Consider the following 26,662-nt stretch of genomic DNA (forward strand, 5'->3'; position numbering starts at 1 on the left):
ACACTAACGCTCCTGGTTGTAGGTGCTGTCGGGACCACTGTGCTGATTCCTAGTGGCCTGGCCGTTCGTTTCACTGCCTGCGTTGCGTCCGCGCTGGACGCCTCGACGCAGGTTGCTCAGCCTGCCCCGGACGTCCTCCGGGGCGCGGGAGACCTGGGGGCCTCCCTGGGGGGTGGTTTCGGCGGAACCCTCGACCAGATTGGCCTTGGGCACCCGCCGCGGCAGGCCCGAGGCGGTGACCCCGCCCGCCTTGGGCTTCTTGAGCGCCGAGGCCTGCTGCCACCGCTCGTCGTTCGCCGAGCGCCAGCCGTTGTCGCCGTTGTTCGCCGGAGCGGGGCTCGCCGCGGGAGCCGGCGCGTCCTGCTGCACGTGCGCCGTTCCGTTGGTGCGGCCGGTGCCCTGGGAACCGCTCGCCGCGGATCCGCGACGGGGCAGCCCGGCGTCGGTCAGGCCGTGGGAGGCGGGGGAGGCCGGTCCCGGACGGTCGAAGCCTACGCGGTTCCGCTCACTCGCGTCAGCGGCCTGCTCGGATTCCGCTTCCGGAGCGTACTGGGCCGGGTAGCCGTTCCGGTAGCCGTCCTGCTGCGGCTGCTGGGGCCAGTCGTCCTGGTAGGACGGGGCCTGCGCAGGTTCCGCATAGGTGGGGTCCGGGTAGCCGCCGTTCGGCGCGTAGTACTGCTCGTCGTACGGCTTGTCGTAGGTCTGCTCCGCGTAGGAGGCCTGCTGCGGCTCCGCGTACGTCTGCTCCTCGTACGACGGCTGCTGCGGCTGCTGCTGGTAGGACCGCTCCTCGTACGACGGCTGCGACTGCTCCTGGTAGGCCTGCCGGCCTTCGAAGACCGGGTCGGCGTAGCCGGCGGGGGCCGCCTCCGCGGACTCCTCCGGCTGGCCGTGGGTCTGGGCCTCCAGGGCGGCGCGGCGCTCCTCGCGCATCAGGGAGCGTCCGACGGGGTCCAGGTCGCGCAGGTCGTCGGGGACCTCGGTGTAGCGGCTGTCGTCGAAGCCCAGCTCGGCGGCGGTGCGCATCGGCTGCACCTGGCTGAAGCTCTCACCCTGGAACTGCTGATCCGGGATGATCTGGGAGACCGTGAACTCCTCGCGGTCCAGCGGCGTCTCGGCGCCACCGCCGTGCGTGATCGCGTCCGGCAGCATGACCAGCGACGTCGTACCGGCCTGCTCGCCCGAGGGGCGGAGCTGGACGCGGATGCCGTGCCGGTCGGACAGGCGGCCGACCACGAACAGGCCCATGCGCTGCGAGATCGCGGCGTCGACGGTCGGCGGGTTGGCCAGCTTGTGGTTGATGTCCGCGAAGTCCTCGGCCGTCAGGCCGATGCCCTTGTCGTGGATCTCGATCATGACGCGGCCGTCGGGCAGCCGGGTCGCGGTGACGCGGACCTTGGTCTGCGGGGAGGAGAACGTGGTGGCGTTCTCCAGCAGCTCGGCCAGCAGGTGCACGAGGTCGGTGACCGCGCGGCCGTGGATCTCGGCCTCGGGGACGCCGGACAGCTCGATGCGCTCGTACTGCTCCACCTCGGAGGAGGCGGCGCGCAGCACGTCGACGAGGGGGACCGGCTGGTCCCAGCGGCGGCCGGGCTCCTCGCCGGCGAGGACCAGGAGGTTCTCGCCGTTGCGGCGCATACGGGTGGCCAGGTGGTCCAGCCGGAAGAGGTTCTCCAGCTGGTCGGGGTCGGCCTCGTTGTTCTCCAGGTCGGTGATCAGGGTCAGCTGGCCCTCGATCAGCGACTGGTTGCGGCGCGACAGGTTGGTGAAGATCGCGTTGATGTTGCCCCGCAGCAGGGCCTGCTCGGAGGCGAGCCGGACCGCCTCGCGGTGGACCTGGTCGAAGGCGCGGGCGACCTCGCCGATCTCGTCCTTGGTGGTGATCGGGATCGGCGCGACCCGGGTGTCGACCCGGCCGGGGTCGGTGCGGGAGAGCTGGTCGACCAGCATCGGCAGCCGCTGCTCGGCGATGCCGAAGGCCGCGTTGCGCAGCTGGCGCATCGCGCGGCTCATCTGGCGGGCCACCAGACCGGCCAGGATGAACGCCGCGAGCAGGGCGATCACGACCACGGCACCGGTGGTGATGGCCGAGGTCTTCGCGTCGTCGGCGATGGACGAGGCCTCGTTCACGGCCTTGTCGGCCATGTCCGACTCGATCTGGCGGTAGGCGTTGAACTTGAGCGTGTTGACCGCCCACCAGTTCTGCGGGGTGATGCCCTTGGCCGCGAGCTGCTGGCGCGCGACGGGGTCGGTGGTGTCCAGCTGGGCGAGCTCCGTGACCATGTCCTGCGGGTCGGACGGCGGCGCGACGAAGCGGGGATTCTGGGCCTTGGCCTGCTGCACCAGGGCGGCGGCCTTGCTCTGGATGTCCGCCTTCTCGGCGTCCAGCCGGTCCGCGTCGGCCTGGGTGCCACCGCCGAGGTACTCCTCGACGGCGATGCCCTCCAGGTAGGCGTAGGAGGAGAGGGCGACCCGCTGGCTGGCCAGGTTCGGGGCGTCCGGACCGGGCTTGACCAGCATGTGCGTGCCGATCGACCGGTCCAGCGACAGCGCCGCCTTGGTCAGCGAGATGGCGTAGACGGTACGGCCGTAGGAGGTGATGTTTCCGGTGCCCAGGCCGAGCTCGTTGGCGAACTCCATCAGCGGGTGGGCGACCTTGACGTAGCCCTCCTCGGTCTGCACGCCGGTGAACTTGGAGGTGTACGCGCCCGTGCGCAGCGTCTGGAGGAAGGGCTCGTCCTTGTGGAACAGCGTCAGCCGGCGCTCCAGGCCGGAGGTGTGCGGTGCGTTCTGCGCGGCCTGGTCGAAGACGTCGGCGGCCTTGTCGGTCGCGGCGCGGGCGGCGGCGAGCGTCCTCTTGTCCTCGGCGGTGGCCGCCTTGCCCTTCAGCAGAGGGGCGGCGGTGATGTCCCGCTCGTTCTCCAGGGCGTTGGCGTAGGACAGGGAGGCCCGCACCAGGCGCGCGGTGTTCTCGGCGTCCTGCGCGTTCTGCCAGGTGTCGATCGAGCTCTTCACCTGGAAGCCGCCCATGACGAGACCGACCGCCACGGGTATGAGCAGGATCGCGTTCAGCCGGGTCGGCACCCGCCAGTTGCGCGGGGAGAAACGGCCGCCGCTGGACGCGGGAGTGGCCGCCGGTTCCGCACCGGGCACAGGACTGGGCGCCGCAGCGCGCGGCGGCGGGGTGAAGTTGCCCCGTGCCGACGGCTCGGGACCGTTCTTGCTTCGCCTCACTCGACCAACAACCTCTCGGCGGTCGGCACCTACGTCGTGCCGCAGTCTCTCAGAGCCCGGTACGTCACAGACCACTACGGAGTACGTCTTTGACCATTGGGCAGTTCAGGCATTCCAGCACGTGGACCAGCGCACTTCCAAACAGTGGAAACCGGCGGAGCACGCACTTGTAAGGCCCAGATAAAACGGTCATAAAGAGCGAGCCCCGCCAAAAGGCGGGGCGTTTGTGAGCGCAGCGGCACCACCCGACCGCGTCGCGTGGTGATGACGGGCGATTCCTCTGCCGAACTGTTATGAACACCGGAGCCGACCGTGTCAAAGGCCACAGTCGGCTCCGATCGCCTTACGACAACTGCCGTACGGCAGGTCTTACTTGAGTGCTACTTCAGGCGTGCCATCAGGGCGTGTTCCACCAGCGTGATCAGCGCGCTCTTCGCGTCCGCGCGGTGGCGGGCGTCGGTCGTGATGATCGGGGTGTCCGGTCCGATCTGCAGCGCCTCCCGTACTTCCTCGGGGGCGTAGGGCTGCTGACCGTCGAAGCCGTTGAGGGCGACGACGAACGGCAGGCCGCTGTTCTCGAAGTAGTCGACCGCGGGGAAGCAGTCGGCCAGGCGCCGGGTGTCCACGAGCACCACCGCGCCGATCGCGCCGCGTACCAGGTCGTCCCACATGAACCAGAAGCGGTCCTGTCCGGGGGTGCCGAACAGGTACAGGATCAGGTCCTGGTCCAGGGTGATGCGGCCGAAGTCCATGGCGACGGTGGTCGTCGTCTTGTCTCCGGTGTGGGTGAGGTCGTCGATGCCGGCCGAAGCGGACGTCATCACGGCCTCTGTGCGCAGCGGGTTGATCTCCGAGACGGCGCCGACGAACGTGGTCTTGCCCACGCCGAAGCCGCCCGCCACCACGATCTTCGCGGAGGTGGTGGCCCGGCCCGCGTCAGAGCTTGCGAAGTCCACTGAGCACCCTTTCGAGCAGCGTCACATCCGGAGCGCCGCCGTTGTTCTCGTCGCCACCCGGCTGGTGGATGGCGACCAGGCCGGCCTCGGCGAGGTCGGCGACCAGGATCCGGGCCACACCGAGCGGCATGGCCAGCAGCGCGGAGACCTCCGCGACCGACTTGACCTCCCGGCACAGGTGGCAGATCCGCTGGTGCTCCGGGAGCAGGCCCATGAGCGCTGCCGGGTCGGCCGTGGTGCTGATCAGCGCCTCGATCGCGAGCTGGTAGCGCGGCCGGGTCCGGCCGCCGGTCATCGCGTACGGACGTACCAGCGGCTGGTCGCCCTCGTCCCCGTACGGCTCCGCGTACGGATCATGATGGGCGGTGGGCGGGGTCATGAATCCTCCGGGCGGGACAGCAAGTCGGTCGGTCAAGCCGTCTGTCGGGGGCCGGTGGGGGGATTGTGGCGGCCGGACGGTGTTTTTGTGAGGTGGGTGGTGCCGGGGGCGGTCAGTGAAGCAGACTTCCCTGGAGTTCGGCGCGCAGGTCCGGGGTGAGTACCGCCCCCGCGCGGTCGACGAGCAGTGCCATCTCGTAGCCGACGAGACCGATGTCCGCCTCGGGATGGGCCAGGACCGCGAGGGACGACCCGTCCGAGATGGACATGAGGAAGAGGAAGCCCCGTTCCATCTCGACGACCGTCTGCGCCACCGTGCCGCCCTCGAAGATCCGGGACGCCCCGGCCGTCAGTGAGGTCAGACCGGACGCGACGGCCGCCAGCTGGTCGGCGCGGTCCCGCGGGAAACCTTCGGACATCGCCAGCAGAAGGCCGTCGGCGGAGACCACCACCGTGTGCGACACCCCGGGGGTGTTGTCCACGAAGTTGGTGATCAACCAGTTCAGGTTCTGTGCCGCCTGGCTCATCGGACTCAACTAACGCTCCTGCTGGTGAGTGGGGCTCGGGTAGCTGCCGGTCTGGCCGCTGCCGGCCTGACGGCCCTGAGCGATGCCCCGACGAAGATTGGTCAGCCGTCCGCGTACGTCGTCAGGCGCACGCGAGACCTGCGGACCGGCTTGGTGCTGTTGCTGCTGTGCGGTGCCCGGGACCAGGTTCGCCCGGGGTACGCGGCGCGGCAGGCCGGACGTGGTGATCCCGCCCGACGCGGGCTGCCGGACGCGCTCTGCCTGCCGGACGAGATCGTCGTTCGGCGAGGTACGCCAGGAGCCGGTGGTGGAGCCGTTGCCGGCCGCGGGTCGCTGCGGAGCCGGGGCGGGCGCCTGCGGCTGCTGCGACTGCTGCGGCGCGGGCGCGCTCTCCTGCTGCTGACCGTGGAACCAGTTGGTCTCCAGCGTGTCATACAGCGGGGTACGGCCGTCCACCGGGCCGCTGGCCGGCGGCAGCGCCTCCGGCTCGCGGTGCGCCGGGCGCTGCTGCTGCGGGGCCTGCGGGCGCGGGGTGGCGAAGTCGTTCCGGCCGCCGGGCTGCGGGCGATCGAACTGGCCGGTGTGCGCCGGGTTCTGGCGGCCGGGCAGCGCGTGCTGTCCGGTGGCGCCCGAGTCGAAGCCGCCGTCGTACGCCTGCGGGGCCGCGAACTGGCCGGTGTGGTGGCCGGTGTTCTGCGGGGCGTCGTCCTGCCGTCCGGGCGCCGGCGTGCCGAACACGTCGGAGCGGACGAACGGGTCCGTGCCCTGCTGGGCGGCGGGGCTGTCGAACCGGCCCGGCAGCTGCGGGCTCTCCGGCCGGGCGAACTGACCCGTCTGCTGGGCGTCGTCGGGCCGCGCGTACTGGCCCGTGGTCTGGGCGTCCTCGGGCCGGCCGTACGAGGCGCCGTCGGGGCGGCCGTACTGACCGGTGGTCTGGGAGGCGTCCCGGTGGCCGAACTGGCCCGGCTGCTGGGAGAGGTCCGGGCGGGCGAACTGGCCGGTGCTCTGGGCGCCGTTCAGATCCGCGCGGGGGAACTCGCCCGTGGCGGACGGACCCTGGGCGTCGATCCGGGGTATCTCCGAGGTCGAGCCCGGACCCTGCCGGTCGTCGACGCGCGGCATGCGCGCGGTCTGCGTCGGGTCCTGCTCGTCGTGGCCGCGCGGAGCGTCCAGCGAGGCCCGCGACAGCGGGGCCTGGGACGGGCTCCAGTCCGGGGTGCGCTGCTGGTCGCCGCCGGGCAGCTCGGCCCGCGGGCCGCCGCGCGGCGGCAGCTGGGGCTGACGGCCCCGCTCGGAACGGGCACCGGGCCGCTGCGGGCCACGGCCGCCGAAGGCGTCCTGCTGGGCCCCGCCCGGGTTCGCGGCCTGCAGACCCTGCGTGGCGCCGGGGGCCGGGGAGCCGAAGCCACCCGCTCCCGCACCGGCGGCCGGCCGGCCCTGCTGGGAGGCACCGGCACCGCCCTGCGGACCCCGGGCACCACCCGGCGCACCGGGACGGCCGCCCTGGCCCGCGCCGGGCAGCGCGGCCCGGGGACCCTGGCCGGAGCCGACCTGGCCGCGCGGACCGGGACCGGCACCGAGCAGTCCACCGCCGGACGGGCCGCCACCGAGGGCGCCGCCCTGGCCGTTGCCGCCGTTCGCGCGGCGCGCCGCGGCCGCACCGGCCGCGGCCTGCGCGGCGGCGGGACCACCGGCGACCGGCGCGCCCGGCTTGCCCGGAGCGGGCTTCTTGCCGCCCTGGGCCACGTCCACGGGCAGCATGACCAGCGCGGTCGTACCACCGGAGTCGGACGGGCGGAGCTGGATGCGGATGCCGTGCCGCTGGGACAGACGACCGACCACGAACAGACCCATGCGGCGGGAGACCGACACGTCCACGGTGGGCGGCGAGGCCAGCCGCTCGTTGATCGCCGCGAGGTCCTCGGGGGAGAGGCCGATACCGGTGTCGTGGATCTCGATCAGGACGCGGCCGTCGGGCAGCGCGTGACCGGTGACCTTGACCTTGGTCTGCGGCGAGGAGAACGAGGTGGCGTTCTCGAGCAGCTCGGCGAGCAGGTGCACGAGGTCGTTGACGACCCGGCCGGCGACCTCGGTCGTGGGCACGGCGGCCAGCTCGATGCGCTCGTACTGCTCCACCTCGGACGCGGCGGCACGGAGCACGTCGACCAGCGGGACCGGGCGGGTCCACCGGCGGCCGGGCTCCTCACCCGCGAGGACGAGGAGGTTCTCACCGTTACGGCGCATACGCGTCGCGAGGTGGTCGAGCTTGAACAGCGAGGACAGCTGGTCCGGGTCGGCCTCGCGCGACTCCAGCTCCGAGATCAGCGACAGCTGGCGCTGGATCAGACCCTGGGAGCGGCGCGAGAGGTTGGTGAACATCGCGTTGACGTTGCCCCGCAGGAGGGCCTGCTCGGCGGCGAGGCGGACCGCCTCGCGGTGCACGTCGTCGAAGGCCGTGGCCACCTGGCCGATCTCGTCCCGGGAGTGCACGCCGACCGACTCCACGGAGGTGTCGACGTCCTGCGGGTCGGACTCCGAGAGCTGCTTGACCAGCTCGGGCAGGCGTTCCTGGGCGACCTTGGTCGCGGTCTCCTGCAGCCGGCGCAGCGAGCGGATCATGGAGCGGGCCACGACGAACGCGCCGACCAGCGACACGCCGAGTACGAGCAGGATCAGCGCACCGGAGATGATGGCGTCGCGCTGGGTGGCGCTCTTCAGCTCGCGCGCCTTCTGCTCCATGTCCTCGAGCAGCGTGTGCTCGATCTTCTTCATCTGCTCGATCTTGGTCGAGCTGTCGTCCACCCAGTCGCGGTAGGAACGCGCGGTCTGCTGGCCGAGGCCCTCCGGGGAGGCGAGGGCACGCTTGGCGTACAGGTCGGCGGACTGGATCGTCGGGTTGCCCTGGTCGATCGGCTTCAGCAGCTCCTCGGGGTCCTCCGCGGTGTCGATCTTGCGGAAGATCGAGATTTCGGAGCTCTCGCTCTCGGAGGCCGACTCGCCGTAGAGGCGGTCGTTGTCGGAGAGGTTGCTCTTGCCGCTGGGGGTCGAGGGCAGGGCGGCGGCGATGACGGCGCGCTGCACCGACGCGTACTCCTTGGCGGTGGAGAAGGCCGCCAGGGCGCGGGTGCGCTGGATCATCTCCGGGTTGCTGGACGCCTCGGCCATGTCCTCCGAGAGGCCGATCAGCTGAGTGATCAGCCGGTGGTAGGCCTCGATCGTCTGGGTCGAGTTGTCCTTCTGCTGGTAGGCGTTCTTACGGATCTTGGCCAGCTGGTCCAGCTGGTTGAAGAGGCCGACGAGGTTGTCACGGACGCCCTGCAGGTTGCCCTGCTTGCTGGCGGCGTCGATCTCCTCGGCCGCGTTCTGGAAGTTCGAACGGGCCCGGTCGGTCTTCTCCTGGTAGCCCTTGACCTCGTAGTTGTTCACCGTGAGGCCGTGCGCCAGGGGGCCGGCGGACTGGTCGCGCTCGTCCTGGAGCGCGGCGGCCAGCTCGGTGGCCTGCTTGGTCATGTCCGTCAGCAGCTTCATGTTGTCGAGCTGCTGGATGTCGTTCATGTTGTCGCTGATGCGCAGGGCACCGAGCGAGGTCGCCGCGACCACGGGCAGCGCGAGCAGCGACACCAGGCGCGTGGAGATGCGCCAGTTGCGCAGGGCCATGCGCGAGCCGGGACCGGTGGGGCCCTGCGAGGGCTTCACGGTCGGCGTGGGGCCGGCGGAGTTGGTGGCCGCCGTGGTCGCCGACGAGGCCGACGGGCCGGGGCGTCCGCCGCGCTCACCGCCGTCCCCGGACGGGGCCGAGCCCGGGTTCTGGGCGTGCTGGGGCGAGGAGCTGCCCTTCATGGGGCCAGTCCCGTCGTGCGACTCCGGCTCCGCCGAAGCGCTGCCATCCCTCTTGAAACGTCCCTGCACTAGCGTCGCAACCTCTGGACCAGGCGCCCCTCCGCGCGAACGGAGGAACACGGTGTCGGCGTTCTGGAGAGCGCCCTGAATACGCCCCCCGGTGGTCTGGAGTGACCGGCGCTGGTTCCCCCTATCTCGCCGCCACATCCGGCGCTGCGTTGCGCCCCCTGCGCGCCGGCTCGATCCCGCGGCGGTCCGTGGAATTCCAGCACAGTGCAGGATCTCCAACAAGGGCCGTGTCCCGAGCTGTGACCTCCGTGACGGCGTGTGAGTGACACGTCACCTGCCGTGGACCCTGATCCGGGGCATAACGGGCGTATCCCTGCGAGTCGTCGCCGGGCCTCCGGTGTCCCAGTCGCCATGATCAGGAGCGGAATGGTTGCTTCAGGGGGTCAATGTCCGTTTCGGCGAGGCGATTTGCGGGTCGGATTTGACCGATTCGTCCTTGAGTTCGTGAGCAAACTCACATGCCCAGGGCGGCCAGTTGGCGTCATCGACAGGGAATCGGATGTTTAGCCTGACGCTTTACAAGAGCGACGACTCTGAGGACGACAACGGTGAAGACGACGATGATGTTCCACAAGATCGCAAACCCGCGACGCACGACCCTGGCGCACCTCGAGGACGCCGGCGACCTGCAGACGACCGCGCTCCCGGACCACTCCGTCGACCTTCCCGCCCAGACGGCCAACCCCCGGCGCACCGTCCTGATGGACGTCCCGGTGGGCGCCGGCGCGTCCGGAGAGTAACCCGGCAGACCCGGTCGAGCGCGGCCGGGAGGATCACGCACCCGCGACGATCCTCCCGGCCGCGCTCGCGTTCCGGGCGGTTCCCGGCCCTCGGCCCCGGGCCCCTCAGCCCCGGAAAACACCTGTCCGGCGGCCCTACCGGCCGAACGGCGGGACGCCCGACCGGTTAACCTGGGGCGTCAGTACGCCGGTTCTAGTTGAGGGGCGCAAGGATCCCGTGCGCATCGCCAGGTTCTCCATCGACGGGAACGTCGCCTTCGGCGCGGTCGAGGGCGACAAGCAGGACGAACTCGTCCTCGACATCATCAAGGGCATCCCCTTCGCGGACCACGAGCTGTCCGGTACGAAGGTGCCGCTGAACAAGGTCAGGCTGCTCCCGCCGGTCCTCCCCAACAAGGTCGTGGCGTTCGGCCGCAACTACGCCGAGCACGCGCGTGAACTGGGCAACGACGTCCCGGACGCCCCCTTCGCCTTCTTCAAGCCCTCCACCTCGGTGATCGGCCCCGGCGACGACATCCAGTACCCGTCGTTCTCCGAGGAACTGCACCACGAGGCCGAGCTGGCCGTCGTCATCGGCCGCATGTGCCGCGAGGTGCCGCGCGAGCGCGTCAAGGACGTGATCTTCGGCTACACCTGCGCCAACGACATCACCGCCCGCGACGTGCAGAGGCGCGAGAAGCAGTGGGCCCGGGCCAAGGGCTTCGACACCTCCTGCCCGCTCGGTCCCTGGGTGGAGACGGACATGGACCTGGAGCGCGCGGGCGACCTCACCGTCCAGCTCACGGTCAACGGGCAGCAGCGCCAGCTGGGCCGCACGAGCGAGATGATCCACCCCATCGAGGACCTGATCGTCAACATCTCCGAGGCCATGACCCTGCTCCCCGGCGACGTCATCCTCACCGGCACCCCCGCGGGGGTCGGCCCCCTGAACGTCGGCGACGAGGTCGCCGTCACCATCGAAGGCATCGGCACTCTCACCAACAAGGTTGTCAAGCGTGGCTAGCGCATCCGGCTCCCCCGTACGCGTCCGTTTCTGTCCGTCGCCCACCGGTAACCCGCACGTGGGCCTGGTCCGCACCGCCCTGTTCAACTGGGCGTTCGCCCGCCACCACCAGGGCACGCTGGTCTTCCGCATCGAGGACACCGACGCGGCCCGCGACTCGGAGGAGTCGTACAACCAGCTGCTCGACGCGATGCGCTGGCTCGGCTTCGACTGGGACGAGGGCCCCGAGGTGGGCGGCCCGCACGCGCCGTACCGCCAGTCGCAGCGCATGGACATCTACGCCGACGTCGCCCAGAAGCTCCTGGACGGCGGGTACGCCTACCACTGCTACTGCTCGCAGGAGGAGCTGGACACCCGCCGCGAGGCCGCCCGTGCCGCCGGCAAGCCCTCGGGCTACGACGGCCACTGCCGCGAGCTGACCGAGGCGCAGGTCGAGGACTACCGGGCCCAGGGCCGCACCCCGATCGTCCGCTTCCGTATGCCGGACGAGACGATCACCTTCACCGACCTGGTCCGCGGCGAACTGACCTTCACCCCGGAGAACGTGCCGGACTACGGCATCGTCCGCGCCAACGGCGCCCCGCTGTACACGCTGGTCAACCCGGTCGACGACGCCCTGATGGAGATCACCCACGTCCTGCGCGGCGAGGACCTGCTCTCCTCCACCCCGCGCCAGATCGCCCTGTACAAGGCGCTGACCGAGCTGGGCATCGCCAAGCAGACCCCGCACTTCGGGCACCTCCCCTACGTCATGGGCGAGGGCAACAAGAAGCTCTCCAAGCGTGACCCGCAGGCCTCGCTGAACCTCTACCGCGAGCGGGGCTTCCTGCCCGAGGGACTGCTGAACTACCTGTCGCTGCTGGGCTGGTCGCTCTCGGCCGACCAGGACATCTTCACGATCGCCGAGATGGTCGCCGCGTTCGACATCTCCGACGTGAACCCCAACCCGGCGCGCTTCGACCTGAAGAAGTGCGAGGCGATCAACGGCGACCACATCCGCATGCTGGACGTGAAGGAGTTCACCGAGCGCTGCGCGCCCTGGCTGAAGGCCCCGTTCGCCCCCTGGGCGCCGGAGGACTTCGACGTGGCCAAGTGGGAGGCGATCGCCCCGCACGCCCAGACCCGCCTGAAGGTCCTCTCCGAGATCACGGACAACGTCGACTTCCTGTTCCTCGCGGAGCCGGTCTTCGACGAGGCGTCCTGGGCGAAGGCGATGAAGGAGGGCTCGGACGCTCTGCTGCGCACGGCCCGCGAGAAGCTGGAGTCGGCCGACTGGAGCTCCGCCGAGTCCCTGAAGGAGGCCGTCCTGGCCGCCGGTGAGGCCCACGGCCTCAAGCTCGGCAAGGCCCAGGCCCCGGTCCGCGTCGCCGTCACCGGCCGCACGGTCGGCCTGCCGCTCTTCGAGTCCCTGGAAGTCCTGGGCAAGGAGAAGACGCTGGCCCGCGTCGACGCGGCGCTGGCGAAGCTGAGCGCCTAGCCGGCACATGCGTCAGGGGCGGCATCCGGAGTGTTCCGGGTGCCGCCCCTTTCGCGTCGGTCACTGGGCGTCGGCTTCGTCGATCAGATAGGCGCTCTCGTCGAAGATCTCCAGCACGACCACGACCATGATCGCGCCGGCCACCACGTATTCCAGCATCACGCCGGGGGCCACGTAGGCCCTGCGGAGATGGTCGTCCGGTCCCAGTGGCGCGGTCGATGTCTTCCGGAACGGGTCGCGGGCCAGTATCCGTACGGCCCGGTCCAACTGCGCCCGGCGCTCTGCGGGCAGGGCGTCGAACGTCGCACGGGCCTCGACGGTGAACTGGACGCGGTACTCGCTCATGCGGACCAGCCTGCCAGCCGTTCGGCGGTACCGTCGGTGTCATGACGATCAGAGCCGTGGTCTGGGACGTGGACGACACCCTGTTCGATTACACGACCGCGGACCGTGAGGGCATGCGGGCGCATCTGGCGGTGGAAGGGCTGCTCGCCGGGTACGCGACGCCCGAGGAGGCCCTCCTGCGGTGGCGGGAGATCACCGACCGGCAGTGGGCGCGGTACGCGGCGGGGGAGTGCTCCTTCCGGGACCAGCGGCGCGACCGCGTGCGCGTGTTCCTCGACACGGTGCTGACCGACGCCGAGTGCGACGCCTGGTTCCAGCGGTACATCGGGCACTACGAGGCCGCCTGGAGCGTCTTCCCGGACGTCCTGCCCGCCCTGGAGGCCCTCTCGGCCGGCTACCGGCACGCGGTGCTGTCCAACTCCAGCATCACCGTCCAGGAGCACAAGCTGCGCACCCTGGGCCTCCTCGACCGGTTCGAGGCCGTGCTGTGCGCCGCGGAGCTGGGCGTCTCCAAGCCGGACCCCGGCGCCTTCCTGGCGGCCTGCGAGGCGCTGGGCCTGCCTCCGGGCCAGGTGGCGTACGTCGGCGACCACCCGGAGATCGACGGGCGGGGCGCCGCCGAGGCCGGGCTGCTGTCCGTGTGGATCGACCGCGGGACGGCGTACGCACAGGCCGCGGGCGAGGTCGTCGCGCACCGGATCTCGACCCTCGCCGAACTCCCCGCGCTCGTCCGCGCGCATACCCGTTTTGGAGCCCCGTCCACCTTCGGGTAATGTTCTTCCTGCGCCGAGGGGAGCGGGCCGAAAGGCCGGAGCCCCGAGGAGCAAGCTAGAACGAGGACCCCGCAGGGGCTTGAGTTCCAGTGGCCTATGGTGTAATTGGCAGCACGACTGATTCTGGTTCAGTTAGTCTTGGTTCGAGTCCAGGTAGGCCAGCTCGCAGAGCTTATCTGCAAAGCCCCCGTTGTGTAGCGGCCTAGCACGCTGCCCTCTCAAGGCAGTAGCGCCGGTTCGAATCCGGTCGGGGGTACTGATCCTTCCCGCGAGGACGGCCAGGGTAGCTCCCACCGTCGTCGATGCAGGATCGCTAGGGCCCCCGTTGTGTAGCGGCCTAGCACGCCGCCCTCTCAAGGCGGTAGCGCCGGTTCGAATCCGGTCGGGGGTACTGACTGGTCTAAACCATCATTGGTCTATGGTGTAATTGGCAGCACGACTGATTCTGGTTCAGTTAGTCTTGGTTCGAGTCCAGGTAGACCAGCTCGGACCTGCGGAAACGCAGTGTCCAGGCCCCCGTTGTGTAGCGGCCTAGCACGCCGCCCTCTCAAGGCGGTAGCGCCGGTTCGAATCCGGTCGGGGGTACCACAGGAAGGCCCTTCGCTTCGGCGGAGGGCCTTCGTCGTGCCCGGCGCCGGCTACTCGAAGCCGTACCGCCGCGTCGTCTCCTCCTCCTGGGCCAGCCGGTGCAGCGCCTGCAGCACCGGCTCGTTGAGGATCGCCCCCAGGATCGCGAACTCGACCCTCTCCGCCTGCGACGGATGCGTCTCCATGTTGTCCAGGTCGAGGACGGCTGTCCGGCGCATCAACTCGGCGTACGGCGCGAGCAGTTCGGCCCCGAAGTCGTAGCCGATCCGGCGGAACGCGGCCACCGCCACGACCAGCGAGCGGTAGGCGGGGGAGATGGTCGTGAGTTGCTTGGCGTTCTCCCAGCCGAGCCGGTCCAGGAGCGCGTCGACCTCCTGGTGCGCGGCCTGGACGAACTCGTCGTCCTCGTCCGGCTCGGGCACCTGCGGCAGCGCCCACAGCGCCGCGCCCAGCCGGATCGAGCGGGGCAGGGAGTCGTCGTCCACGTGCCCGAGCACCTCGCGCACCTTCGCCACCGGCACCCGGCCCACCTGGATCATCGCCCGCACCAGCCGCAGCCGGCGCAGATGCTCCTCGTCGTACTCGGCCGTCGTGGCGTTGATCTGGAGGCCCGGCGGCAACAGCCCCTCGCGCAGGTAGTACTTGATCGTCGCGGTGGACACACCACTGCGCTCGCTCAGCTCGGCCAGCCGCATCTCTTGCGCTCCTCATCGGATAACGGCACTATCCAAGCAGAGCACATTGGATAGTGCTGCTCACCGATGAGGGGGAATCCATGGTGTCCCGTACGACCGCCGACGCGCGGGGCGAGGTCGTCGTCCTGCTGATCGGCATGCGCATCAACCGCTTCCGGGCGGCGCACCTGTGGCTGCCGGTCATGCTCGCGATGCTCCGCATGCTCCGGGAACTGGAGAAGGACCCCGGGCGCGGGCTGCGCGCCAAGGTGCTGCTGACGGCGTCGCCGCGCACGTACTACGTCGTGCAGTACTGGGAGTCCAAGGAGAAGCTGTACGCCTATGCGACCGCCCCGGACGCGTTCCACCACAAGGCGTGGGCCGTGCTCAACCGCAAGGAGCGCACCGGCAGGCTGCGCGGACAGGTCGGGATCTGGCACGAGACGTACGTCGTGCCCGAGGGGTCGTACGAGGCGATCTACGGGGACATGCCGGCGTTCGGCCTCGCCGTCGCGCACGGCCAGGTGCCACTGGAGAAGCGGGGCCGGTACGCCAAGGACCGGTTCTCCTACCGCTCGCGGCAGGGCACGGTGACGGAGAAGGCCGACTGACCCCAGGGGACCGGGGGAGCGGGGGAAACGGGGGAAGCGAGGAGGGCCTGCCGCGGCGTTGGGGCAGGCCCTCCTCGGTGTTCCCGCGGGGTTCAGCCCGAGCGGCGCAGGGCCTCCGAGAGGCGGGCGGCCGCGTCGATGACCGCCTGGGCGTGCATACGGCCCGGGTGGCGGGTCAGGCGCTCGATGGGGCCGGAGACCGAGACGGCGGCCACCACGCGGTTGGAGGGGCCGCGCACGGGAGCGGAGACGGACGCCACGCCCGGCTCGCGCTCACCGATGGACTGGGCCCAGCCGCGCCGCCGTACGCCCGACAGGGCCGTCGCCGTGAAGCGGGCGCCCTGCAGGCCGCGGTGCAGCCGCTCGGGCTCCTCCCACGCCATCAGGATCTGCGCCGAGGAGCCGGCCTTCATGGTGAGCGTGGAGCCGACCGGGACCGTGTCCCGCAGGCCGGACAGGCGCTCCGCCGCGGCCACACAGATCCGCATGTCACCCTGGCGTCGGTAGAGCTGCGCGCTCTCGCCGGTGACATCGCGGAGGTGGGTGAGCACGGGGCCCGCCGTCGCGAGCAGGCGGTCCTCGCCGGCCGCGGCGGCCAGCTCCGCGAGGCGCGGGCCGAGAATGAACCGGCCCTGCATGTCACGCGCGACCATGCGGTGGTGTTCCAAAGCCACGGCCAGGCGGTGAGCCGTGGGTCGTGCCAGTCCGGTGGCCCCGACCAGACCCGCGAGGGTGGCCGGACCGGACTCCAGAGCGCTCAGGACGAGGGCCGCCTTGTCCAGAACGCCGACGCCGCTACTGTTGTCCATGCAACGATACTCGCGTCTCACTCTGTGAAACGCAAGTTCAATTTTCCGTGGAACGCGCCACCCTGGAATCACACAGCGGCCCGCGGACCAACGGGCCTGGCGGTAGGCGCCCGAAATCACCGGTATCCCGGCGGCAGGGGCGTGGGCGCCGCTTCCTCAAGATCTCTAGTTGGGCCGGTGCACGCTTGCCGGCCGGAGGGAAAGCGATGGGTAGGACACTCGCGGAGAAGGTCTGGGACGACCACGTCGTCCGGCGCGCCGAGGGCGAGCCCGACCTCCTCTTCATCGATCTGCACCTGCTGCACGAGGTGACCAGCCCGCAGGCCTTCGACGGGCTGCGCAAGAACGGCCGCCAGGTGCGCCGCCTTGACCTCACCATCGCGACCGAGGACCACAACACCCCGACCCTCGACATCGACAAGCCCATCGCCGACCCGGTCTCCCGCGTCCAGCTGGAGACGCTGCGCAAGAACTGCGCCGAGTTCGGGGTGCGCCTGCACCCGCTGGGCGACGTCGAGCAGGGTGTCGTGCACGTGGTCGGCCCGCAGCTGGGTCTGACCCAGCCGGGTACGACGGTCGTCTGCGGTGACTCCCACACCTCCACGCACGGTGCCTTCGGCGCGCTGGCGTTCGGCATCGGCACCTCCCAGGTCGAGCACGTGCTCGCCACCCAGACGCTGCCCCTGGCCCGCCCGAAGACCATGGCGATCACGGTCGACGGCGAGCTGCCCGAGGGTGTCACCGCCAAGGACCTGATCCTGGCGATCATCGCCAAGATCGGTACGGGCGGCGGCCAGGGCTACATCCTGGAGTACCGCGGCTCCGCCATCGAGAAGCTCTCGATGGAGGCCCGGATGACCATCTGCAACATGTCGATCGAGGCCGGTGCCCGCGCGGGCATGATCGCCCCCGACGAGACCACGTTCGCCTACCTCCAGGGCCGCCCGCACGCCCCCGAGGGCGCCGACTGGGACGCGGCCGTCGCGTACTGGAAGACTCTGAGGACCGACGAGGACGCCGTCTTCGACGCCGAGGTCGTCATCCGCGCCGACGAGCTGTCCCCGTTCGTCACCTGGGGCACCAACCCGGGCCAGGGCGCACCGCTTTCGGCGTCCGTCCCCGACCCGGCTTCGTACGAAGACGCTTCGGAGCGCCTGGCCGCCGAAAAGGCCCTGGAGTACATGGGGTTGGAGGCCGGCCAGCCGCTGCGCTCCATCAACGTGGACACCGTCTTCGTAGGCTCCTGCACCAACGGCCGCATCGAGGACCTGCGCGCCGCCGCGGACCTGCTGCGCGGCCGCAAAGTCGCCGACGGCGTACGGATGCTGGTCGTCCCGGGTTCCGCGCGGGTCGGTCTGCAGGCCGTCTCCGAGGGCCTGGACGTGGTCTTCAAGGAGGCCGGCGCCGAATGGCGGCACGCGGGCTGCTCGATGTGCCTCGGCATGAACCCGGACCAGCTGGCCCCGGGCGAGCGCTCCGCCTCCACCTCCAACCGCAACTTCGAGGGCCGGCAGGGCAAGGGCGGTCGTACGCACCTGGTGTCGCCGCAGGTCGCGGCGGCCACCGCCGTCCTGGGCCACCTGGCCTCGCCCGCCGATCTGTCCGACGCCCCCGTGCCCGCTGGAGTCTGAGAATCATGGAAGCCTTCACCACCCACACCGGCCGGGCCGTCCCGCTGCGCCGCAGCAACGTCGACACCGACCAGATCATCCCTGCTCACTGGCTCAAGAAGGTCACCCGCGACGGGTTCGAGGACGGTCTGTTCGAGGCCTGGCGCAAGGACCCCGAGTTCGTCCTCAACCGCCCCGAGCGGCAGGGCGCCACGGTCCTGGTGGCCGGCCCCGACTTCGGCACCGGCTCCTCCCGCGAGCACGCCGTCTGGGCGCTGCAGAACTACGGCTTCAAGGCCGTGATCTCCTCCCGCTTCGCCGACATCTTCCGGGGCAACTCGCTGAAGAACGGCCTGCTCACGGTGGTCCTGGACCAGAAGATCGTCGACGCGCTGTGGGAGCTCACGGAGGCGGACCCCACGGCCGAGGTCACGGTCGACCTGGAGGCGCGTGAGGTGCGCGCCGAGGGCATCACCGCCTCCTTCGAGCTGGACGAGAACTCCCGCTGGCGGCTGCTGAACGGCCTGGACGACATCTCCATCACGCTGCAGAACGAGGCGGACATCGCCGCGTACGAGGCCGAGCGGCCGTCCTACAAGCCGCGGACGCTGCAGAGCTGATCCACTGGGCCCCCAGGGCCCGGACAGGTCGAGATTCGGCCACCCCAACACCCCCTCTGTACCCCCGATCGCCACGATCGGGGGTACAGCCATGTCTGCACCCGAACGGCCCCGCCCACCTTGTGCGCTCGCCTCAACTTCCCACGTTACGAGGGGCGTTGCGCGGGTACGTGAGTGCTGCGATCGCGCCCACCGCAAGTGCCTGGAAGGCCATTTGAGGCGGCAGTTGCCCCCTGCGCAGGCGACAACTCGCCCCAGATGGCACAATCTGTGCATGGAACACGACGGCCAACTCCAGCTCTATACGGCGGTCGCGAACCAACTGAAGGAAGCGCACGCAAGAGTGCGCGCACTGCAAGTCCCGGAGGGCGTACGGATGGCGCTGACCCGGAAGCTGCTGGTCATTACGGCCGCGGCCAAGCACGATCTCGCCGCTGCGGCAAGGCGGCTCGAGCGGTTCAACACGGACCTGGACGAGGGTCGGATCCCCGACGAGGACCACTGAACAGCCCGGGACCACCGAGTCGGTTGCGGCACAAGGGTGATAAGCCCGTTTCGTGTTTGATTTGCGGTATATATCTGCCTAACGTGCGAAAAAGCTTGAACACTTTCGTTCTGGCGATGTCTCCGAAGGGGAAGACGTGAACAAGGCGCAGCTCGTAGAAGCGATTGCCGAGAAGGTCGGTGGCCGCCAGCAGGCCGCCGAGGCTGTCGATCATGTCCTGGACGCCATCGTCCGCGCGGTCGTCGCGGGCGAGCGGGTCTCGGTCACCGGCTTCGGCTCCTTCGAGAAGGTGGACCGCCCCGCTCGCTACGCCCGCAACCCCCAGACGGGCGAGCGGGTTCGGGTCAAGAAGACCTCCGTGCCGCGCTTCCGCGCCGGTCAGGGCTTCAAGGACCTGGTGAGCGGCTCGAAGAAGCTGCCCCGGGGTGGCGAGGTCTCGGTCAAGAAGGCGCCCAAGGGCAGCCTGACCGGAGGCGCCGCGGCGACGGTCAAGAAGGCCGCCGCGAAGAAGACCACCAAGGCCGCCGCGAAGAAGGTCACGGCGAAGAAGGCGACGCCGGCGAAGAAGACGACGGCCACCGCGAAGAAGACGACCGCGAAGAAGGCGCCCGCCAAGAAGACCACGGCGACCGCCAAGGCCGCGGCGTCCAAGACCGCCGCGAAGAAGACCACGGCGAAGAAGGCTCCGGCGAAGAAGGTCACCGCCAAGAAGGCCCCGGCGAAGAAGTCGACGGCCCGCAAGACCACGGCGAAGAAGGCCACCGCGCGCAAGGCGCAGTCGTAAGCCCGGCAGGGCACCCACGCGCCGGGCCGGACTCCCCTCGGGAGCCCGGCCCGCGGTGTGTGTAAGGGCAGTTACAGGGTCTGAAGGGTTACGAGGGTGATGCGCAGGCCGTCCCCGGCCCCCTCGGTCTCGATCCGCACCCGCTGTCCGGGACGCAACAGCCTCAACCCGCCCGCGTCGAACGCCGCCGCGTCGAACGGAACCGGTGTGCCGTCGTCGAGCAACACCTGCCCGCTGCGGGTCTCGACGTCGTACGTGTATGCGGTGGCCTGCATGGCAGCCAGCCTACTGGTCGTGGCCGGTCGCGCCACACGGCACAGCCGCACACCGCCCCGGCCCCGCGCCCCTTTCAGGCCCCCGGGATCAGCAACCCCACCGACACCGCCGCCGTGTGCGGGCCCACCCCCAGGGCCAGCGCCGCGCGCAGGTCCTCACCGGTGTCGACGTCCTGCCGTACCGAATCCACGTCCGCGAGCCCGAGTTCCACGGCGCCCGACGCCCGGTGCCGGGCACGGGACTCCGTACCGAAGGCGGGCTCCAGTTCACGGCCCCCCGCCGCCGCCAGAAGCGTCGTTCCCAGCGCCGCCGCGTCCGCGAGAAACGCTCGCGGGAATTCCGCGGCCGCCGCCAGCACCCGCCCCAGCTCCGCCGCCCGCAATGCGGGCAGATCGGCGTTGAGGGCCGCCACCGCGATACCGGGACGTTTTTCCCGCACGGCGCTCACCCCGTGCCGCAGAGCGGCGTTCAGGCCGCTCCCCGGGGTGTCGGGCACGATCCGCGCCCCCAGTCCCGCCAGCTCGCGCGCGGCCAGCTCGTCGTCCGTGACGACCGCCACATCCACCACCGCCGGACACGCCATCGCCGCGCCCACCGTGTCCTGCGCGAACGCCAGTGCCAGCCCCGGCCGGACTCCGTCGGAGGCGGTGTCCGAGAGCCTGCTCTTGGCCCGCGCCAGAGGCTTCAGCGGGATGACCAAGGTCCACTGCACCGGCGTACCGTCCCTCTCTTGTTGCGCTCATTGTCACCCGCGCCATCCGGCACGCCGGCGGGCGGGGCGTACGGTGTTCTCGACAGACCGGCGGCCCGGGGCGACACTTGTCCGGCCCCCGCCGGGATGGCAGCCCTAGAGGAAGGTGTCCTTGTGCCCCGCCGCAGAATCGGCTTCTGGTACCGCTTCGCCGCGGTGATCTGCAAACCGCCGCTGGTGGTTCTGATCAAGCGGGACTGGCGCGGAATGGAGCACATTCCGGCCGAGGGCGGATTTATCACCGTGGTGAACCACAATTCCCACGTGGACCCCTTCGCGTACGCGCACTATCAGTACAACACCGGCCGGGTTCCGCGATTCCTGGCGAAGAGCGGCCTTTTCAAGAAGGGATTCGTCGGCGCCGCCATGCGCGGTACCGGGCAGATCCCCGTCTACCGCGAGTCCACCGACGCGCTCAGCGCCTTCCGCGCCGCGATCGACGCCGTGGACCGCGGCGAGTGCGTCGCCTTCTACCCCGAGGGCACCCTCACCCGCGACCCGAACGGCTGGCCCATGACCGGCAAGACGGGCGCCGCCCGGGTGGCCCTGCAGACCAAGTGCCCGGTCGTCCCCGTCGCCCAGTGGGGCGCCAACGACCTGCTGCCGGCCTACGCCAAGAAGCCGGACCTCTTCCCGCGCAAGACCCACCACGTGCTGGCGGGCCCGCCCGTGGACCTGTCGCGCTTCTACGACAAGGAGATGACCCCGGAGCTGCTGAAGGAAGCCACCGAGGTCATCATGGCGGCCATCACCCGCCTCCTCGAGGAGATCCGCGGCGAGAAGGCGCCCGCCACCCCCTACGACCCGCGCCGCGAGCGGATCGAGCAGCGCCGCCGCACCCAGGCCCAGGCCCGGGAACGGCAGGAAGAGGAGCAGAGCAAGTGAGCAAGCCTGTGCGGGCCGCCGTCATGGGCACCGGCTCCTGGGGCACCGCCTTCGGCATGGTCCTCGCCGACGCCGGCTGCGAGGTGACGCTGTGGGCCCGCCGGCCCGAGCTGGCCGAGGCGGTCAACTCCACCCGGACCAACCCCGACTACCTGCCCGGCGTGGAACTCCCCGGGAACCTACGCGCCACTGCGGACGCGGCCGAGGCCCTGCGGGACGCCGACTTCACCGTCCTCGCCGTGCCGTCCCAGACCCTGCGCGCCAATCTCGCCGAGTGGACCCCGCTGCTCGCCCCGGGCACCGTGCTCGTGTCCCTGATGAAGGGCATCGAACTCGGCTCGGCCATGCGCATGAGCGAGGTCGTCGACGACGTGGCCAAGGTCGGCACCGACCGGATCGCCGTCGTCACCGGGCCCAACCTGGCCCGGGAGATCGCCGCCCGCATGCCCGCCCTGGCCGTCGTGGCCTGCACCGACGAGCAGGTCGCCCAGCGCCTCCAGGCCGCCTGCCACACGCCGTACTTCCGGCCGTACACCAACACCGACGTGGTCGGCTGCGAACTCGGCGGCGCGGTCAAGAACGTCATCGGGCTCGCGGTCGGCATCGCCGACGGCATGGGACTCGGCGACAACGCCAAGGGCTCCCTCATCACGCGCGGACTCGCCGAGACCACCCGGCTCGGCATGGCGCTCGGCGCCGACCCGCTGACCTTCTCCGGACTCGCGGGCCTCGGTGACCTGGTGGCCACCTGCTCCTCGCCGCTGTCCCGCAACCACACCTTCGGCACCAACCTCGGCAAGGGCATGACCCTGCAGGAGACCATCGCGGTCACCAAGCAGACCGCCGAGGGCGTCAAGTCCTGCGAGTCCATTGCGGATCTGGCCCGCCGGCACGGCGTCGACATGCCCATCACCGAGACGGTCGTGGACATCGTGCACGAAGGCAAACCGCCGGTGGTCGCCCTCAAGGAGCTGATGTCGCGCAGCGCCAAGCCCGAGAGGCGCTGAACAGACCCTCGGCGCGACGCTCAGCGACCGCCCGAGGGACACGGAGTCACGGCGGCCCGGCGGGCGCTGACTCGGGGGATACCAACGGGTACTCTCAACGCGATATGAGCACCGAGAACCTTCCCCAGAGCCCTGAGCAGCCGTCGCGCAAGCCGCGCGTGGCCGTCGTGTTCGGCGGGCGCAGCTCCGAACACGGGATCTCCGTGGTCACCGCCGGCGCCGTCCTCAAGGCCATCGACCGGACGAAGTACGACGTCCTGCCGATCGGCATCACCCGGGACGGCCGTTGGGCGCTGACGGCCGACGAGCCGGAGCGGATGGCCATCACCGACCGCCGCACTCCCACCGTGGAAGAGCTGGCGGAGTCGCACGAGGGCGGTGTGGTGCTCCCCGTCGACCCCGCCAACCGCGAGGTCGTCTACAGCGAGCCCGGTTCCGTGCCCAAGGCGCTCGGCGAGGTCGACGTGGTCTTCCCGGTGCTCCACGGCCCCTACGGCGAGGACGGCACCCTGCAGGGCCTCCTGGAGCTGTCCGGAGTGCCGTACGTGGGCGCCGGTGTGCTCGCCTCGGCCGTCGGCCAGGACAAGGAGTACATGAAGCGGATCTTCACCTCCTTCGGGCTCGCGGTCGGCCCGTACGTGGTGATCCGCCCCCGCGAGTGGCAGCAGGACGAGTCCGCCGCCCGCAAGAAGGTCATCGACTTCGCCGGCGAGCACGGCTGGCCGCTGTTCGTGAAGCCCGCGCGCGCGGGCTCGTCGATCGGCATCACCAAGGTCGACGACCTGGCCGGCCTGGACGAGGCGATCGCCGAGGCGCAGTCGCACGACCCGAAGATCCTGATCGAGGCGGCCGTGCGGGGCCGCGAGATCGAGTGCGGCGTCCTGGAGTTCGAGGACGGCCCGCGCGCCTCCGTCCCGGCCGAGATCCCGCCGCCGGACACGCACGCGTACTACGACTTCGAGGCCAAGTACATCGACTCCACGCCCGGCATCGTCCCGGCCCCGCTCACCGAGGAGCAGACCGCCGAGGTGCGGCGGCTCGCGGTCGAGGCGTTCGAGGCGGCCTCCTGCGAGGGCCTGGTCCGCGCGGACTTCTTCCTCACCGAGGACGGCGAGTTCGTCATCAACGAGATCAACACCTTGCCCGGCTTCACGCCGATCTCGATGTACCCGGCGATGTGGCAGGCCACCGGGGTCGGCTACCCCGAGCTGATCGACCGGCTGGTACAGGCGGCGCTGCGCCGCCCGACCGGCCTGCGCTGAGCCACGGCGCTCATCTCATGGAGGCGATCCCCTTGGGGATCGCCTTCTTGACGCAGGGCGCGAGATCGGTGAGCACCGCGGTGCCCTCCTCCTGCGCGGACATCCCCTCGGGCAGGCTGACCTGCACGTAGGCCACGCGGTTCGCCGTGGTGAACCGCCAGGTGCCGTCGCCCTGCTTCTCCATCAGCCAGTCGACGCCGTTCACCCCGCCCGCGACGGCGTCCGGGTCCCCGCCCTCGGCCACCTTCGGGTCGACCATCTTCGGCGGCCGTACGACACCGCAGCGCAGTATGATCGCCGGGTTTCCCCAGCCCGCCGTGTAGGCGGACCGGGGCTCGGGGTCGGCACGCTCTCGCCCGTCGAGCTTCCGCGGCAGCACCCGGTGCAGGTCCCGGCACACCGTCGCCGTCTTCGCGTCGGGGCCGGGAACCGCCACCGTGGCGCCGTCGTCCGCTGTGGAGCAGCCCGCGACCGTGATCAGCAGGGCCGACGCGAGCAGACCGAGGGGCCGGCGACGGAAGATGTTCACCGGCCAAGCGTAGACGGGGGCTACAGATGGACGACCGGGCAGGTCAGGGTGCGCGTGATGCCGTCCACTTGCTGGACCTTCGCAACCACCATGCGACCGAGGTCGTCGACCGTGTCGGCCTGGGCCCGGACGATGACGTCGTACGGTCCCGTCACGTCCTCGGCCTGCATCACTCCAGGGATCTTGTTGATCGTCTCGGCGACGGTCGACGCCTTGCCGACCTCCGTCTGGATCAGGATGTACGCCTGTACCACGGAACCTCCAGGGCGGCCACGAGGATCATGTGGGGAAAAGGAACGCCACGGTATCGCGTCGCCGCTCCCCGCGGGGAGACCTGCGGGAACCGGGCTTGCGCGCCAGGGTGCAGGCACGACGGAAGTTGACGGTCGTCCGGGTCGTAGACGGTCGTCCGGTCCGTATCGACGGTCACCTCGACCGCGTCGACGGTCACCTCACCGTATCGGGGACACTGAGGGGGCGCGAGTGGGCGCGGCAAGGCAGAGAAGGGGAGCAAGGGACATGAAGGGCACTGTTGGTGAGCTCGGGGAGTTCGGGCTCATCAGGGAGCTCACCTCCCGTCTCACCGCCACCCCGGCGGTCCGGGTCGGACCCGGCGACGACGCCGCGGTGGTCGCCGCGCCCGACCGCCGGGTGGTGGCGAGCACCGACATCCTGCTGGAGGGGCGGCACTTCAGGCGCGACTGGTCCACGGCCTACGACGTCGGCCGCAAGGCCGCCGCGCAGAACCTCGCGGACATCGCCGCCATGGGCGCCGTACCGACCGCCCTGCTGCTCGGCCTGGTCGTCCCGGCCGAGCTGCCGGTCACCTGGCCCAGCGAGCTGATGGACGGGCTGCGCGACGAGTGCCAGGTCGCGGGCGCCTCCGTGGTCGGCGGAGACGTCGTACGCGGCGACACGATCATGGTGTCGATCACCGCGCTCGGCGATCTGCGCAACCAGGAGCCCGTCACACGAGCGGGCGCCCAGCCCGGCGACCTCGTGGCCGTCACCGGCTGGCTGGGCTGGTCCGCGGCCGGTTACGCGGTGCTCTCCCGCGGCTTCCGCTCGCCGCGCGCCTTCGTGGAGGCCCACCGGCGTCCCGAGCCGCCGTACCACGCGGGCCCGGCCGCCGCGGCGCTCGGCGCGACCGCGATGTGCGACGTGAGCGACGGGCTGATCGCCGACCTCGGGCACATCGCCGAGGCCAGCAAGGTCCGCATCGACATCCGTTCCGGCGCGATCGACATCCCGACGCAGATGAACGACATCGGGCAGGCCGTGGGCGTGGACCCGCTGCAGTGGGTGCTGACCGGGGGAGAGGATCACGCGATCGTCGCGACCTTCCCGTCGGACACCAAGCTCCCCGCGCGCTGGAAGGTCATCGGCGAGGTCCTCAACCCCTCCGCCCTGCCCCAGGTGACCGTCGACGGGGCGCCCTGGACCAGCAAGGGCGGCTGGGACCACTTCGGAGACATGGAGTCATGATCGCGCGTGTGCTGACCGTGGCCGGTTCGGACTCCGGCGGCGGGGCCGGCATCCAGGCCGACCTGAAGACGATGCTGGCGCTCGGCGTGCACGGGATGAGCGTGATCACGGCCGTGACGGCGCAGAACTCCGTGGGCGTCCAGGGTGCCTGGGAACTGCCGGTGGAGGCGGTGCGGGCCCAGTACCGCAGCGTCGTGGACGACATCGGCGTGCAGGCCGTGAAGACGGGCATGCTGGCCTCGGCCGAACTGGTCGAGGCGGTGGCCGAGTTGATCTCCGGCACCGATGTGCCGGCCGTGGTGGACCCGGTGGGCGTCTCCAAGCACGGGGATCCGCTGCTGGCCGCGACCGCCCTGGACTCCGTCCGCACGAAGCTGCTGCCGGTGGCGACCGTGGCGACCCCGAACCTGGACGAGGTGGCCCAGCTCACGGGGGTACGGGTCGAGGCGGAGGGCGATCTGCGCCGGGCGGCGGACGCCGTCCTGGCGTACGGGCCGCGCTGGGTGCTGATCAAGGGCGGGCATCTGTCCGGGGACGCCGTGGACCTGCTCACGGACGGCTCGGCCGAGCACTGGCTGCGGGCCCCGCGCCACGACAACCGGCACACGCACGGCACGGGCTGCACGCTGGCGTCCGCGATCGCGTCGGGGCTGGCGAAGGGCCTGACCGTGCCGGAGGCGGTCACGCAGGCCAAGGCGTACGTCACCGGGGCGATCGCCGCCGGGTTCGCGCTGGGCGCGGGGATCGGGCCGGTGGACCATGGGTGGCGCTTCCGCGAGTGAGCGGGGGAGCGGTGAGCGGGGGCGCGGGCCGGCCGGTGGTCGGCCCGCGGCTCGCGGGCCGAGCGCGGGTGCGGCTTGATCGCGGGTGCGGCCTGATCGCGAGTACGGATCGCGGGTACGGCAAAAAGCCGGCCCACCGTGA

General features: G+C 70.7%; 26 protein-coding genes and 5 tRNA genes. 19 read left to right on the top strand and 12 right to left on the bottom strand.

Features of this window, described 5'->3' with window-relative positions; translation table 11 throughout:
• Nucleotides 1-3 precede the first annotated feature (3 nt).
• The 5 genes from AB0N17_RS16480 to AB0N17_RS16500 form a co-directional block, all read right to left on the bottom strand.
• The gene (locus AB0N17_RS16480; RefSeq protein ID WP_366012003.1) at nucleotides 4-3,234 is read right to left on the bottom strand and encodes a nitrate- and nitrite sensing domain-containing protein; all 3,231 of its coding nucleotides are present in this window, start codon (nucleotides 3,232-3,234) and stop codon (nucleotides 4-6) included.
• A gap of 380 nt (nucleotides 3,235-3,614) precedes the next feature.
• A complete protein-coding gene (locus AB0N17_RS16485; protein WP_184970470.1) occupies nucleotides 3,615-4,190 on the bottom strand; it encodes an ATP/GTP-binding protein in 576 nt (191 codons plus the stop codon).
• Nucleotides 4,171-4,569 carry a DUF742 domain-containing protein gene (locus tag AB0N17_RS16490; protein WP_009190816.1) on the bottom strand — a complete coding sequence of 133 codons (399 nt, stop codon included), beginning with the start codon at nucleotides 4,567-4,569 and terminating at the stop codon, nucleotides 4,171-4,173. Before AB0N17_RS16490 ends, AB0N17_RS16485 begins: the two co-directional genes overlap by 20 nt.
• A 112-nt stretch (nucleotides 4,570-4,681) precedes the next feature.
• Nucleotides 4,682-5,095, bottom strand: a complete 414-nt coding sequence (locus tag AB0N17_RS16495; protein WP_014675212.1) for a roadblock/LC7 domain-containing protein — start codon at nucleotides 5,093-5,095, stop codon at nucleotides 4,682-4,684.
• Between the two features lie 9 nt (nucleotides 5,096-5,104).
• Nucleotides 5,105-9,004: a nitrate- and nitrite sensing domain-containing protein gene (locus AB0N17_RS16500; RefSeq protein WP_366012004.1), complete on the bottom strand. Its 3,900-nt coding sequence runs from the start codon at nucleotides 9,002-9,004 to the stop codon at nucleotides 5,105-5,107.
• A 548-nt stretch (nucleotides 9,005-9,552) separates the two neighbouring features.
• On the opposite strand from AB0N17_RS16500, the gene AB0N17_RS16505 reads away from it, so the two are divergent.
• From AB0N17_RS16505 to gltX, 3 genes are all read left to right on the top strand, one after another.
• A complete protein-coding gene (locus AB0N17_RS16505) occupies nucleotides 9,553-9,744 on the top strand; it encodes a hypothetical protein (protein ID WP_366012005.1) in 192 nt (63 codons plus the stop codon).
• Nucleotides 9,745-9,961: 217 nt separating this feature from the next.
• A complete protein-coding gene (locus AB0N17_RS16510) occupies nucleotides 9,962-10,747 on the top strand; it encodes a fumarylacetoacetate hydrolase family protein (RefSeq protein ID WP_366012006.1) in 786 nt (261 codons plus the stop codon).
• Nucleotides 10,740-12,224, top strand: coding sequence for a glutamate--tRNA ligase (gene gltX / locus AB0N17_RS16515; protein WP_366012007.1), 1,485 nt, complete (start codon nucleotides 10,740-10,742; stop codon nucleotides 12,222-12,224). The genes AB0N17_RS16510 and gltX overlap by 8 nt, the downstream gene beginning before the upstream one ends.
• 60 nt (nucleotides 12,225-12,284) lie before the next feature.
• Here gltX and AB0N17_RS16520 read toward each other — a convergent pair whose 3' ends face one another.
• Nucleotides 12,285-12,569, bottom strand: a complete 285-nt coding sequence (locus AB0N17_RS16520; protein ID WP_366012008.1) for a hypothetical protein — start codon at nucleotides 12,567-12,569, stop codon at nucleotides 12,285-12,287.
• Nucleotides 12,570-12,610: 41 nt separating this feature from the next.
• On the opposite strand from AB0N17_RS16520, the gene AB0N17_RS16525 reads away from it, so the two are divergent.
• The 6 genes from AB0N17_RS16525 to AB0N17_RS16550 all read left to right on the top strand — a co-directional run bounded on the left by AB0N17_RS16525 (nucleotide 12,611) and on the right by AB0N17_RS16550 (nucleotide 13,930).
• On the top strand, nucleotides 12,611-13,342 hold the full coding sequence (locus AB0N17_RS16525; RefSeq protein ID WP_366012009.1) for an HAD family hydrolase: 732 nt from the start codon (nucleotides 12,611-12,613) through the stop codon (nucleotides 13,340-13,342).
• A 90-nt stretch (nucleotides 13,343-13,432) separates the two neighbouring features.
• A tRNA-Gln gene (locus tag AB0N17_RS16530) sits at nucleotides 13,433-13,504 on the top strand.
• 21 nt (nucleotides 13,505-13,525) lie between these two features.
• A tRNA-Glu gene (locus AB0N17_RS16535) sits at nucleotides 13,526-13,598 on the top strand.
• 62 nt (nucleotides 13,599-13,660) lie between these two features.
• Nucleotides 13,661-13,733: transfer RNA gene (locus AB0N17_RS16540), tRNA-Glu, on the top strand.
• Between the two features lie 21 nt (nucleotides 13,734-13,754).
• A tRNA-Gln gene (locus tag AB0N17_RS16545) sits at nucleotides 13,755-13,826 on the top strand.
• Between the two features lie 28 nt (nucleotides 13,827-13,854).
• Nucleotides 13,855-13,930 (top strand) — tRNA-Glu (locus AB0N17_RS16550).
• 50 nt (nucleotides 13,931-13,980) lie between these two features.
• On the opposite strand, the gene AB0N17_RS16555 is transcribed toward AB0N17_RS16550, so the two are convergent.
• A complete protein-coding gene (locus tag AB0N17_RS16555; RefSeq protein WP_366012010.1) occupies nucleotides 13,981-14,625 on the bottom strand; it encodes a MerR family transcriptional regulator in 645 nt (214 codons plus the stop codon).
• Nucleotides 14,626-14,705: 80 nt separating this feature from the next.
• Between AB0N17_RS16555 and AB0N17_RS16560 the strand changes: the two genes are divergently transcribed.
• Entirely contained in the window at nucleotides 14,706-15,215 is a 510-nt protein-coding gene (locus AB0N17_RS16560; protein ID WP_366012011.1) for a DUF4188 domain-containing protein, read from the top strand.
• A 92-nt stretch (nucleotides 15,216-15,307) separates the two neighbouring features.
• On the opposite strand, the gene ndgR is transcribed toward AB0N17_RS16560, so the two are convergent.
• Nucleotides 15,308-16,024 carry an IclR family transcriptional regulator NdgR gene (gene ndgR, locus AB0N17_RS16565; RefSeq protein WP_009320373.1) on the bottom strand — a complete coding sequence of 239 codons (717 nt, stop codon included), beginning with the start codon at nucleotides 16,022-16,024 and terminating at the stop codon, nucleotides 15,308-15,310.
• Between the two features lie 206 nt (nucleotides 16,025-16,230).
• Between ndgR and leuC the strand changes: the two genes are divergently transcribed.
• The 4 genes from leuC (at nucleotide 16,231) to AB0N17_RS16585 (ending at nucleotide 19,543) form a co-directional block, all read left to right on the top strand.
• Nucleotides 16,231-17,655 (top strand): 3-isopropylmalate dehydratase large subunit, encoded by a 1,425-nt coding sequence (gene leuC, locus AB0N17_RS16570; RefSeq protein WP_366012012.1) that lies wholly within the window; start codon nucleotides 16,231-16,233, stop codon nucleotides 17,653-17,655.
• Between the two features lie 5 nt (nucleotides 17,656-17,660).
• Nucleotides 17,661-18,254 carry a 3-isopropylmalate dehydratase small subunit gene (gene leuD, locus AB0N17_RS16575; protein ID WP_366012013.1) on the top strand — a complete coding sequence of 198 codons (594 nt, stop codon included), beginning with the start codon at nucleotides 17,661-17,663 and terminating at the stop codon, nucleotides 18,252-18,254.
• Nucleotides 18,255-18,528: 274 nt separating this feature from the next.
• Complete coding sequence (locus tag AB0N17_RS16580; RefSeq protein WP_351240180.1) at nucleotides 18,529-18,759, top strand: hypothetical protein; 231 nt, start codon at nucleotides 18,529-18,531, stop codon at nucleotides 18,757-18,759.
• 136 nt (nucleotides 18,760-18,895) lie between these two features.
• Complete coding sequence (locus tag AB0N17_RS16585) at nucleotides 18,896-19,543, top strand: HU family DNA-binding protein (protein WP_366012014.1); 648 nt, start codon at nucleotides 18,896-18,898, stop codon at nucleotides 19,541-19,543.
• A gap of 71 nt (nucleotides 19,544-19,614) precedes the next feature.
• Here the strand turns inward: AB0N17_RS16585 and AB0N17_RS16590 are convergent, their stop codons facing one another.
• Complete coding sequence (locus AB0N17_RS16590) at nucleotides 19,615-19,818, bottom strand: hypothetical protein (RefSeq protein WP_366012015.1); 204 nt, start codon at nucleotides 19,816-19,818, stop codon at nucleotides 19,615-19,617.
• A gap of 74 nt (nucleotides 19,819-19,892) precedes the next feature.
• On the bottom strand, nucleotides 19,893-20,531 hold the full coding sequence (gene cofC / locus AB0N17_RS16595) for a 2-phospho-L-lactate guanylyltransferase (protein ID WP_366012016.1): 639 nt from the start codon (nucleotides 20,529-20,531) through the stop codon (nucleotides 19,893-19,895).
• Nucleotides 20,532-20,684: 153 nt separating this feature from the next.
• On the opposite strand from cofC, the gene AB0N17_RS16600 reads away from it, so the two are divergent.
• The 3 genes from AB0N17_RS16600 (at nucleotide 20,685) to AB0N17_RS16610 (ending at nucleotide 23,724) form a co-directional block, all read left to right on the top strand.
• Nucleotides 20,685-21,455 carry a lysophospholipid acyltransferase family protein gene (locus AB0N17_RS16600; RefSeq protein ID WP_366012017.1) on the top strand — a complete coding sequence of 257 codons (771 nt, stop codon included), beginning with the start codon at nucleotides 20,685-20,687 and terminating at the stop codon, nucleotides 21,453-21,455.
• Nucleotides 21,452-22,462, top strand: a complete 1,011-nt coding sequence (locus AB0N17_RS16605; protein WP_366012018.1) for an NAD(P)H-dependent glycerol-3-phosphate dehydrogenase — start codon at nucleotides 21,452-21,454, stop codon at nucleotides 22,460-22,462. Before AB0N17_RS16600 ends, AB0N17_RS16605 begins: the two co-directional genes overlap by 4 nt.
• 104 nt (nucleotides 22,463-22,566) lie before the next feature.
• Nucleotides 22,567-23,724 (top strand): D-alanine--D-alanine ligase family protein, encoded by a 1,158-nt coding sequence (locus AB0N17_RS16610; protein ID WP_366012019.1) that lies wholly within the window; start codon nucleotides 22,567-22,569, stop codon nucleotides 23,722-23,724.
• Nucleotides 23,725-23,734: 10 nt separating this feature from the next.
• On the opposite strand, the gene AB0N17_RS16615 is transcribed toward AB0N17_RS16610, so the two are convergent.
• The gene (locus AB0N17_RS16615) at nucleotides 23,735-24,253 is read right to left on the bottom strand and encodes a DUF3515 domain-containing protein (RefSeq protein ID WP_366012020.1); all 519 of its coding nucleotides are present in this window, start codon (nucleotides 24,251-24,253) and stop codon (nucleotides 23,735-23,737) included.
• 20 nt (nucleotides 24,254-24,273) lie between these two features.
• Complete coding sequence (locus AB0N17_RS16620; protein ID WP_366012021.1) at nucleotides 24,274-24,507, bottom strand: Lrp/AsnC ligand binding domain-containing protein; 234 nt, start codon at nucleotides 24,505-24,507, stop codon at nucleotides 24,274-24,276.
• 265 nt (nucleotides 24,508-24,772) lie between these two features.
• Here AB0N17_RS16620 and AB0N17_RS16625 point away from each other — a divergent pair, with 265 nt between their 5' ends.
• Complete coding sequence (locus AB0N17_RS16625; protein ID WP_366012022.1) at nucleotides 24,773-25,738, top strand: thiamine-phosphate kinase; 966 nt, start codon at nucleotides 24,773-24,775, stop codon at nucleotides 25,736-25,738.
• Entirely contained in the window at nucleotides 25,735-26,520 is a 786-nt protein-coding gene (gene thiD, locus AB0N17_RS16630) for a bifunctional hydroxymethylpyrimidine kinase/phosphomethylpyrimidine kinase (protein WP_366012023.1), read from the top strand. Before AB0N17_RS16625 ends, thiD begins: the two co-directional genes overlap by 4 nt.
• The last annotated feature ends 142 nt before the right edge of the window (nucleotides 26,521-26,662 follow it).

The sequence above is a fragment of the Streptomyces sp. NPDC051133 genome (genome assembly GCF_040682635.1).
In the GTDB taxonomy this organism is placed as follows: Bacteria; Actinomycetota; Actinomycetes; order Streptomycetales; family Streptomycetaceae; genus Streptomyces.